This window comes from Halorubrum tibetense (genome assembly GCF_042661865.1).
GTDB classification, from domain to species: domain Archaea; phylum Halobacteriota; class Halobacteria; order Halobacteriales; family Haloferacaceae; genus Halorubrum; species Halorubrum tibetense.
Genome location: NZ_JBHSWW010000078.1, coordinates 1 through 9,312 on the forward strand (window position 1 = coordinate 1; position 9,312 = coordinate 9,312).

A 9,312-nucleotide genomic window follows, 5' to 3' on the forward strand; every position below is an offset into this window, starting at 1 on the left:
CCGAAGAGTCTCTCCCGGGAATCGTCGCTCGCGGCGACCGCGGACGAGGCGACGAAGCGGGAGACGGTGGCCACGCTGGCCGCGGACGTGGCGCGTCGCGCCCGCGACCGGGGCTGTCTCTACCGTACGATCGGGATCAAGGCGGTCGAGCCGCCGTTCGACGTCAACACGCGAGCACGGAGTCTTCCCGGTCCCGTCGACGACCCGTCCCTGGTCGAGTCCGTCGCGCTCGATCTGCTCGACGAGTTCGCCGACGCGCGGGTCCGCAAACTCGGCGTTCGAGTGTCGAAGCTCGACTTCGCCGCGGGCGACCAGGCGACCCTCGAGGGGTTCGCGGAGGAGGATACCGACGGCGAACCGACGGCCGGAGGAGGGACTGACCGACCCGACGGAGCGCCGACCGGAACGCGGCCGACAGGCGAGGAACGGGAGCGAATGACGCTCGCGGACTGGGCTGAGGCGGACGTGGAGACCGGTCTCGACGACGCGACACGGCACGACGAGGAGAGCGGGGACGAACGCCCGGACGGACAGGCGTCGCTCGGCGACTGGTCGTCGTGAGCGCGTCGTGACACCGGGGCTTTAGGTCGCCGGCCACCACGCAGGGGTATGGACGACCTCGTGTGGGAGACGCTCGGCACCGAGATCGACTACCGCTGTCCGGGGTTCGACGTGCGCCGTGACGAGGTACAGTTCCCCGAGGGTGAGACCGACGGCTACCACTACGTCGACGAGCCGCCGGCGGTCGTGGTGCTCCCGTTGACGCCCGACGGCGACGTCGTCGTCATCGACGAGTGGCGTCAGGCGGTCGGCCGAACCAACCGCGGGATCCCCGCGGGGACGGTCGAACCGGAGGACCGCGACGACCTGAAACGAGCGGCCGCCCGCGAGCTGGCCGAGGAGACCGGCTACGAGGCGGACGGCTTCGAGCGACTGACGACAGTCGAGCCCGCCAACGGGGTGACGAACGCGGTCCATCACCACTTCCTCGCGACGGGGTGTGAGCCGACCGCCGAGCGCGACCTCGACGACAACGAGTCGATCGCGGTCGAAACGGTTCCGTACGACGATCTACTAGAAGCGGTGATCGACGACGGGCTCCGTGACGGGCGGGCGGTCACCGCGGTGACCTGGTACGAGTTACTGTATCGATAATCGAGTTCGACGCGGAACGAACACCGGCAAGCCGACGGTGGACGAACAAGCCTTTCACCGAACGACCCGTATCACGACCGATGAGTGACCCCTCCACGGACGACGGGGCCGAGCCGAACGAAACCGGACGGGGAGACGCCGACGCGCCGGACGCGACCCCGACGGCGGACGGATCGGACGGGACCCCAGCGGCGGACGGATCGGGCCGGACCGCGACCTCGGCAGGGGAGGATCCCGACCCGACCACGACCGCCCCGCCGAACGACCCCGAGCCGAGCGCCGTCCCCGACTCCCCGCTTCGTGCGGTGGGGGTTGCCGTCGGGCTCGGCACCCTCGGGATCGCCTTCGTCCTCCTCAGCAGTCTTCTGGTGTTCGGCATCGACGCCGCCGTCGTCGAGCTCCCGCTCGCGGTGAACCTCGGGCTCACGCTGGTGTTGGGACAGTACGTCGCGTTCGGCGGGCTCGCGCTCGCGTACCTGCTGTACCGCGGGTTCGACCGGTCGGGGATCGTCTCGTATCTCGGGATCCGGCGGCCGAGCCTCACTGAACTCGGCCTCGTCCTCGGCGGCTGGGTGGTGATCCTGATCATGGTGGTCTCGATCTCGACGCTGCTACAGGTGATCGGGGCCGAGACGGCCGCGAACCAGAGCGCCGAGCTCGCCGTCCAGAACCCGGCCGTCATCCCGCTACTTATCGCCGCCTCGTTCCTCGTGATCGGCCCGGCCGAAGAGGTGCTGTACCGCGGGATCGTTCAGAGCCGGCTTCGCGAGTCGATCTCGGCCGTTCCGGCCATCGCCATCGCGTCCGCGATCTTCGCGTTCGTTCACGTGATCGCGTTGACCGGGGGGATACAGGGACGGCTCACGACGATCGCCGTCCTCTTTTTCCCGAGCCTCGTGTTCGGCGCGGTGTACGAGTACACCGACAACATCGTCGTCCCGGCGCTGTTACACGGGCTCCACAACGCCGTCCTCTTCACGCTGTTGTACGTCGCCGTGGCGTACAGCGACGAGCTCGAGGAACTCGCGGAGGGCGGGATGGCGCTCCTCCCGGTGTAAGGGGATTAAAAGTGTCCGGCGGACTCCGTCTCGTACTGGAGGTCGCCGCCGCGCCCGCCTTCGACGGTCGAAGCGCCCTGATCGCCGGTCGAGGGGACTTTCACGTGAACCTCGGAGACCTCGTCGAAGTCCATGATGAGGTCGCGACGGATGTTCTCGGCGGTGACGTTCGAGATGCCACAACCGGAGCAGGTACCGCCGAGCTCGACGACGACTTCCCCCGTCTCCTCGTCCGCCTCGCGCACGACGCTCGTCCCGCCGTGCATCTGGATGATCGGCATCTGGCCGACCATCCACTGCTCCACTCGCTCCGCGAGGCTCTTGTCGCTCATTACTCCTCGTACGACGCCGAACCTTTGGAAGGTTCCGGTTTGCCACCGGTTGACTCGACTGAAAGGAACTGTCTCACCGTCGATCAGGAGGGACGCGACCGGTCGCGACCCCCGATGTGATCGGCCACTCGATCTGACGAGCCCTTACTCGATCGTGAGGAAACGAGCGGCGTATCCCGGCTCACCCTGTCGTGGCGTCACCACGATGAACGATCCCGGAGGGAGCTCGGCGAGCTGCTCCGGCAGCGCCGTCAGCCCCGGGTCCCAGCCGACGCTCCCCTGTCGCGGCGAGATCGGGACGACGAGGTCGTTTTCGTCGGTCTCCCGACGGAGTGTGGACTCCAGCTCCGACCAGCCGCGAACGCGTTCGAAGCGCCCCTCGAGCTCGGGCTCGACCATGCCGAACAGCCGTTCGTACTGCCGCTCGTTGCCGTCGACGACGTACACGTGCAGCTCCGCGCCGAGTCGCTCGGCGAGTCGCTTGACGACGTGGACCGCCTCGTAGAACCCCTCGTGGTGATCGACGCCCGGCGGCGCGACAACGAACACCCGCTCGGTCGTGTTGATCGGGTGGCCGAGCCGCGAGACGAGCACCGGAACGGTCGTCCGGCGGAGCACCTGGTCGATGATGCTTCCGAACACCCGGTTACTCAGCGACTGCTGGGCGTCCCACCCCATGACGATCAGCTCGGCGCGCGTCTCCGTGCTCGCGCGGACCACGCCCGAGGCGATACTGTGGTTCACCCGGGTCTCCGTCCGGGCCGGGACCTCAGCGGCGTCCGCGATCTCCGCCGCGCTCTCCAGCCCGGCCTCCGCCTCGGCGACGGCGCTCTCGTCCGTTCCGGAGCCGTCGGGCTGGACCACCGTGAGGAGGTGGACCGGGCTCTCTGGACGCTCGTCCTTGAGGGCGAACGCGAGCTCGAGGAGGTGTCGCTGGCGGTCCGCGTCGGTCGACAACGGCAACAGGATCCGCGGGTCGACCGCGCCCGACTCGCCGGGTTCGACGTCGTCGTCCAGCGCGAGTCGCGTCCCGTACCGCTCCGTGAGCCACGGGCTGACTACCGCCGCGATGAGCATCATCACCACCACCGCGTTGAGCACGTCCGCACCGAACAGCCCCGCGTCGAAGCCGACGAGCGTGATCGCCAGCGCGGCCGCCGCTTGCCCGACCGACAGCCCCGTGATCACACCGAACTCGTTGCGGTCGTACCCCTGTATCGCCGAGACGATCCCCGCTGCACCGACTTTCGAGAGGAACATCGTCGCGACGATCACCACGGCGACGAACAGCGTCCGTGGCCCGTCGAGGATGACGCCGGGGTCGACCAGCATCCCGACGTACAGAAGGAAAAAGGGGACGAACAGCGCGTTGCCGACGAACTCGATCCGGTTCATCAGAGGGCCGCCACGCGAGACGAGCCGGTTCAACGCGATCCCGGCGACGAACGCGCCGAGGATGTCGGAGAGCCCCAACACCTCCGCGAAGCTGGCCGCGCCGAAGATGGCGGCACCCACGAGCAGGAACTCGAAGTAGCTCTCCTGGCTCGTGTTCCGGAAGAACCACCGGGCGATCGGCGGGAGGACGAACCAGATCCCGGCGAAGAGGACCGCGATCGACGCGAACACCTGCCCGAACAGCATGAGCGTCAGCTCTCCGTCGGCCTGTCCGAGAACGATCGCCAACACGACGAGCGCGAGCGTGTCGGTAAAGAGGATACCGCCGAAGACGGCGGTGACCGCCCGGTTCTTCGTCACGTCCAGCCGGTTGACCACGGGATACGCCAGCAGCGTGTGCGAGGAGAACACCGCCGCGAGCAGGAACGACGCCCACGGGTCGAGACCGAGCACGTATATCCCCACGGCGGACCCGACACCGAACGGCAGAAAGAAGCTCGTCAACCCGAACAGCGCCGCGTTCTCCGGTGCCGCGAGGAATCCGCGGAGGTCGAGCTCCAGCCCAACGGTGAAAAGCAAGTAGACGAGTCCGACGTTCCCCAATAAGACGATCGCATCCGTCTCCGCGAGCACGCCGGCTCCGTTCGGCCCCAACGCCGCACCGACGAGAACGATACCGACGATCCCCGGGAGGCCGGCACGCTCGATGAGCAGCGGGGCGACAAGGAACGTCGCCAACGCGATCGCGAACACGATCACCGGCTCCTCGATCGGGACGGTCGGGATCCCGCCAGTCAGCACTGAAAAGAGCAGTACAGCCGAGAACGAAGTGAGAAACATTCGAGGTGAGAACGGGTCGTACGGGAGGGCGTTCGGTCGGTGAACCGTCTCCGAGACGGGTCAGCCGGCTGGCGATCGGTCGTCAGGGAGCCTCGCCGGTTTCGAGGGTGAACGAGTCACGGGGGTACGCGACGCAGGTGAGCGTGTAGCCGTCCTCGAGCTCGGCCTCCTCGAGCATCTGCTGGTTGTCGTGCTCGAGGTAGTCCTCGGAAGGGCCGTCGGTCACTCGACCGGCACAGGAGACACACTGCCCCTGCCGACACGCGTACGGGAGGTCCCAGCCGTGGTCCTCGCCCTGGTCGAGGATCGGCTCGTTGTTCGCGAGCTCGATCGTCTCGCCCTGCTTGGCGAACTCGACCTCGTAGTACTCGATCTCGTCTTCGGGGATGTCGCCGGGGCCGGCGCTCGCCGTGCTCCCGTCCTCCAGTTCGCCCTCGTCACCATCGCCGCCGGCCGGGATCGCGCCGCCGCCACCACCGCCGCCGATCGCGCGGTTACCCGGCTCCGGGAACTCAGTCTCCGGGACGGAGCTCGCACGTCGCTCGTGGATCTCCTCCGAAATGTCCGTCGTGGGCTCCCATCCCGTCCCTTTCAGCAGGCTAAAGAGGACGACCGCCAGCGTCGCGATCACCGCCAGCCCGGGGGCCAGCGGTTCGGCTCCGATCCCCAATGGAGCGTACATACACACGCCTATGGAGAGGTGGTTTAAGGCCGTTTTGATCGGGCCAACGGCCGCCTCCCGTCTGCTCGGGGACGAACAGCGGCCGTACACGCGTCGAACCCGTCGCGGGGCGTCGAGGCGCGACTCGGGTCACGCGAGGGAGCGGTCCCTTTATCGGCGCGCCGACCGAGCGGGCGCGTATGCAAGTGAAATCCCGCCACCACCTCCGAAGCGACGATATCCGCGACATCCGCGAGGCGATCGCGGACCACCTCGGCGTCGACATCGACGGGGAGACGTTCGAGTCCGTCGAGTTCGTCGACGCCGAGTACCAGCTCGTCCTCGTCGACGGCGACCCCGCCGTGTTTTACGTCGATGACGACGAGCCGTTCCTCACCGTCCGCGGCGCGAACAACACGGAACCACAGACGGGCGTCGTCACCGTCGACGCCGGCGCGATCTCGTTCGTCTCCGACGGGGCGGACGTGATGCGCCCGGGGATCGTCGAGGCGGACGCGTCGATCCGTGACGGCGACCTCGTCGTGATCGCCGAGGAGACGCACGGGAAGGTACTGGCGGTCGGGCGAGCGATGGTGGACGGCGACGAGATGGTCGGCGACAGCGGAAAAGTGATCGAGTCGATCCACCACGTCGGCGACGAGCTCTACGAGTTCGCGGCGTGACGGACCAAACGTCGGCGACACACCGAGCGGTCAGTCCTCCAGCTCGAACGCGACTTCGACTTCGGCCTGGTACTCCCGTTCCGGCGCGTTCTTGATCTCGACGCCGAACTCCTGTACCTCCGCCCAGTAGACGTTCTCGAGGGTGTCTTCCGCGCGGTCGATCGCGTCGTCCGCCGCCGCGTCGAAGCTCTCGTCGCTCGTTCCGATCAGCGTGATCTTTTTGAACACCATGGGTTTGGGAGTTGGACGCATGCCACTATAAAACCCACCACGGTTGGACGGGGCGGCAGCCGGGCGCCCCGAACACGTTCGATCCATCACTAAAGGGCGATGAGATCGTAGCTAAACCGACGGATGTTCGACGACCTCGACACGGACCGACGTCCACTCGTGCTCATCTGGGAAGTTACACGGGCCTGCGAGCTCGCCTGCCGGCACTGCCGGGCGAACGCACGCCCCGAACGGCATCCCGAGGAGCTGACGACCGCGGAGGGGAAACGCCTGCTTCGGGAGGCCGCCGCGTTCGGCGACGGACAGCTGGTCGTGCTCTCCGGCGGCGATCCCCTCGCCCGCGACGACCTCCTCGAACTCGTGGCGTACGGGACCGAACAGGGGAACCGGATGACGATCACGCCGAGCGGCACGCGGTCGCTCACGCCGGAGCGCGTCCGGGCGCTGTCCGACGCCGGGATCCGACGGATGGCGCTCAGCCTCGACGGGGCGACCGCGGAGACACACGACGCGTTTCGCGGCGAGCGGAGCTTCGAGGACACGATCGACGCGGCCGAGGCCGCGGCCGACGCCGGCCTGCCGGTACAGGTCAACACGACGGTCTGTGCGGAGACGGTCGACGAGCTCCCGGCGATCCGCGATCGGGTTCGGGAGCTCGGCGCGGTGCTCTGGTCGGTGTTCTTCCTCGTGCCGGTCGGACGGGGGCAGCTGCTCGACCCGATCCCGCCGGAACGCGCCGAGCGCGTGATGACATGGCTCCACGACGTCGACGCGGCGGAGCCGTTCGGCGTGAAAACCACCGAGGCACCGTTCTATCGTCGGGTCGGACTCCAGTCCGATCGGGCCGACGGGGCGCGGCGCGGCGGGATCACCGCTGGGCGTGGCTTTGCGTTCGTGAGCCACGTCGGCGACGTCTACCCATCGGGGTTCCTCCCGAAAGCGGCGGGAAACGTCCGCGATCGATCCGTGACCGATATCTACCGCAACAGCGACCTGTTCGAACGGCTCCGGGACCCGGACGCGCTCTCGGGGAAGTGCGGCGCGTGTGGGTTCCGGACCGTCTGTGGGGGGAGTCGGTCGCGTGCGTACGCACACACCGGCGATCCGTTCGCGAGCGATCCGCTGTGTCCGTACGTCCCGGACGGGTACGACGGAACGCTCCCGACGGCGGACTGACCGCGTCTGGGGACCAGTCGTGCAAAATCGCGTCGGTCGGCGCTCCCCGCCCGCTCAGGGACTGCCGGGAGCGCCTTCCATCACGGCGAACTCCTCGCCGTCGCGCTCGACGCCGATCACCGCCCAGTCGTACGGTGGTTTCAGGTCGGTTAGTCGGTCGCGGAGGTCGCCGGCGTTGTCGTGCCACGTGACGAAACAACGGAGTCGCGGCGTCTCGCCGCCCGCCGCCAGATACGGGTCGAGGTCGTCGGTTTCCATACACAGCGCCGTAACGAGCACGCGGCGCCACTTCCGCTCCGCGACGAACTCGCGTCCGCCGTCGGAAACGGTGTAGCCGAGTTCACGAAAGACGTCCCTGGCCTCCGTCGTCGGGGGGATGCTCGCAGTGGCCATCTGCTCGGCGATTGGTCGCGATCCGTGATAAACTTTCTCACGGATCGCGAGAACCGATCGGTCGTCGAAACCATGGACGATACGCGGCCGGCCGTCGGTTCACTCGTGGGCCGCGTCCCACTCGTCCGGCTTCCGGAGGTTGCCGCACTCGGTACACTGGATCCGGCCCATCGTGTCCATCGCGGTGTCGAGCGAGCCGCAGCTGCCGCACGCGAACCCCCATCGGTCCCGGGCGTCGGCATCGGCAAACACGACGTAAAACGGCCCTTCAGCCCCCCGCTCGGCCAGGCCGCGATCGATGTACACCCGCTCGCCGTCCGCGGTCGTCGACGCGTCCAGTTCCATACCCGACGATAGTCGGTCGAACGACTTAAAAAGAGACACACGGACCGATGTCGTGCCGTCGACTCCGTTCCGGTGATCGTCGCGATGTCCCATCGCCGCCGCGGCCATCAGGTCCGGAACGACTCGCCGCAGCCGCACTCGGAGACGACGTTCGGGTTCTCGACGTGGAAGCCGGCGGCTTGGAGCCCGCTCTCGTAGTCGAGCTTGCTCCCGCCGATGTAGTTCCGGCTGGCGGGGTCGACGAACACCCGTAACCCGTGGTGTTCGACCACGAGGTCGTCGCCTTCCGGCTCCGTGTCGAACCGCATCCCGTACGAAAGCCCGGCACAGCCGCCCTGCTGGACGAACAGTCGAAGCCCGGCCTCACCGGTGTCGAGCCCCTCGCCCTCCAGAAGCGAGAGCGCCTCCTCGGCGGCGGCCGGCGTCACCTCGATCGCGGGGTCGTCGCCGTCGCCTCCCTGGACCGATCCCGTACTCATGTGAACCGATACCGCCCGCAGGATGAAAACCCTGACGCCCGGACGAAACCGCCGACGGTTTCGCGGTTCCGCGAGCGGGTCGCCCCCGTCAGTCGAACCGCTTGCGGACGCTCTCGGCGTGCGCCTCCAACCCCTCCGCCTCTGCGAGCGTCGTCACCGTGTCCGCGATCCCAGCGAGCCCCTCGCGGTCCAGCCGCTGCACCGTCGACGAGCGGAGGAACGTGTCGACGGAGAGCCCCCCGTATCGCCTCGCGCCGCCGTTAGTCGGGAGGACGTGGTTCGGGCCGGCGGCGTAGTCGCCGGCGGCAACGGGGGAGTGGTCACCGAGGAACACCGATCCAGCGTTGGTTATCCGCTCCAAGAGCGCCTCGTCGTCGTCGGCCATGATCGAGAGGTGTTCGGCCGCGTACTCCTCCGTGAACAGGACCGCTTCCGACATCGACCGCGCGTGGAGGACGCCCGACGCCTCGTTGTCGAGCGCGGCCCGGATCGTCTCGGCACGGTCGCGCTCGTCGATCGTCGCCTCGACCGCCTCGGCGACCGACGCCGCGAGGTCGGCGTCGG

Annotated in this window: 13 protein-coding genes; 5 read left to right on the forward strand and 8 right to left on the reverse strand. The window is 68.1% G+C overall.

Annotated elements, in window-relative coordinates:
• The 3 genes from ACFQEU_RS07245 to ACFQEU_RS07255 all read left to right on the forward strand — a co-directional run.
• Positions 1 to 561 (forward strand): DinB/UmuC family translesion DNA polymerase (locus ACFQEU_RS07245; RefSeq protein WP_465261121.1); only part of this gene is annotated, 561 nt, incomplete at its 5' end.
• A 48-nt stretch (positions 562 to 609) separates the two neighbouring features.
• A complete protein-coding gene (locus ACFQEU_RS07250; protein WP_379780725.1) occupies positions 610 to 1,155 on the forward strand; it encodes an NUDIX hydrolase in 546 nt (181 codons plus the stop codon).
• An 80-nt stretch (positions 1,156 to 1,235) separates the two neighbouring features.
• Positions 1,236 to 2,213, forward strand: coding sequence for a CPBP family intramembrane glutamic endopeptidase (locus ACFQEU_RS07255; RefSeq protein WP_379780727.1), 978 nt, complete (start codon positions 1,236 to 1,238; stop codon positions 2,211 to 2,213).
• Positions 2,214 to 2,218: 5 nt separating this feature from the next.
• On the opposite strand, the gene ACFQEU_RS07260 is transcribed toward ACFQEU_RS07255, so the two are convergent.
• The 3 genes from ACFQEU_RS07260 to ACFQEU_RS07270 form a co-directional block, all read right to left on the reverse strand.
• Positions 2,219 to 2,545, reverse strand: coding sequence for a NifU family protein (locus ACFQEU_RS07260; protein ID WP_379780729.1), 327 nt, complete (start codon positions 2,543 to 2,545; stop codon positions 2,219 to 2,221).
• Between the two features lie 144 nt (positions 2,546 to 2,689).
• On the reverse strand, positions 2,690 to 4,780 hold the full coding sequence (locus ACFQEU_RS07265) for a cation:proton antiporter domain-containing protein (RefSeq protein WP_379780731.1): 2,091 nt from the start codon (positions 4,778 to 4,780) through the stop codon (positions 2,690 to 2,692).
• Positions 4,781 to 4,862: 82 nt separating this feature from the next.
• Entirely contained in the window at positions 4,863 to 5,462 is a 600-nt protein-coding gene (locus ACFQEU_RS07270) for a 2Fe-2S iron-sulfur cluster-binding protein (RefSeq protein ID WP_379780733.1), read from the reverse strand.
• A gap of 179 nt (positions 5,463 to 5,641) precedes the next feature.
• Here ACFQEU_RS07270 and ACFQEU_RS07275 point away from each other — a divergent pair, with 179 nt between their 5' ends.
• Entirely contained in the window at positions 5,642 to 6,124 is a 483-nt protein-coding gene (locus ACFQEU_RS07275) for an RNA-binding protein (protein ID WP_379780735.1), read from the forward strand.
• A gap of 30 nt (positions 6,125 to 6,154) precedes the next feature.
• On the opposite strand, the gene ACFQEU_RS07280 is transcribed toward ACFQEU_RS07275, so the two are convergent.
• Positions 6,155 to 6,355, reverse strand: a complete 201-nt coding sequence (locus ACFQEU_RS07280) for a dodecin (protein WP_379780737.1) — start codon at positions 6,353 to 6,355, stop codon at positions 6,155 to 6,157.
• Between the two features lie 123 nt (positions 6,356 to 6,478).
• Between ACFQEU_RS07280 and ACFQEU_RS07285 the strand changes: the two genes are divergently transcribed.
• Positions 6,479 to 7,531, forward strand: coding sequence for a radical SAM protein (locus ACFQEU_RS07285; protein ID WP_379780739.1), 1,053 nt, complete (start codon positions 6,479 to 6,481; stop codon positions 7,529 to 7,531).
• 54 nt (positions 7,532 to 7,585) lie between these two features.
• Here the strand turns inward: ACFQEU_RS07285 and ACFQEU_RS07290 are convergent, their stop codons facing one another.
• The 4 genes from ACFQEU_RS07290 to ACFQEU_RS07305 all read right to left on the reverse strand — a co-directional run.
• Entirely contained in the window at positions 7,586 to 7,924 is a 339-nt protein-coding gene (locus ACFQEU_RS07290; RefSeq protein WP_379780741.1) for a DUF7116 family protein, read from the reverse strand.
• 99 nt (positions 7,925 to 8,023) lie between these two features.
• Positions 8,024 to 8,269 carry a DUF5816 domain-containing protein gene (locus ACFQEU_RS07295; RefSeq protein WP_379780743.1) on the reverse strand — a complete coding sequence of 82 codons (246 nt, stop codon included), beginning with the start codon at positions 8,267 to 8,269 and terminating at the stop codon, positions 8,024 to 8,026.
• Positions 8,270 to 8,376: 107 nt separating this feature from the next.
• Positions 8,377 to 8,748 (reverse strand): HesB/IscA family protein, encoded by a 372-nt coding sequence (locus ACFQEU_RS07300; RefSeq protein WP_379780745.1) that lies wholly within the window; start codon positions 8,746 to 8,748, stop codon positions 8,377 to 8,379.
• A gap of 88 nt (positions 8,749 to 8,836) precedes the next feature.
• Positions 8,837 to 9,312: histidinol dehydrogenase (locus tag ACFQEU_RS07305; RefSeq protein WP_379780747.1), on the reverse strand; the 476-nt coding region annotated here is incomplete at its 5' end.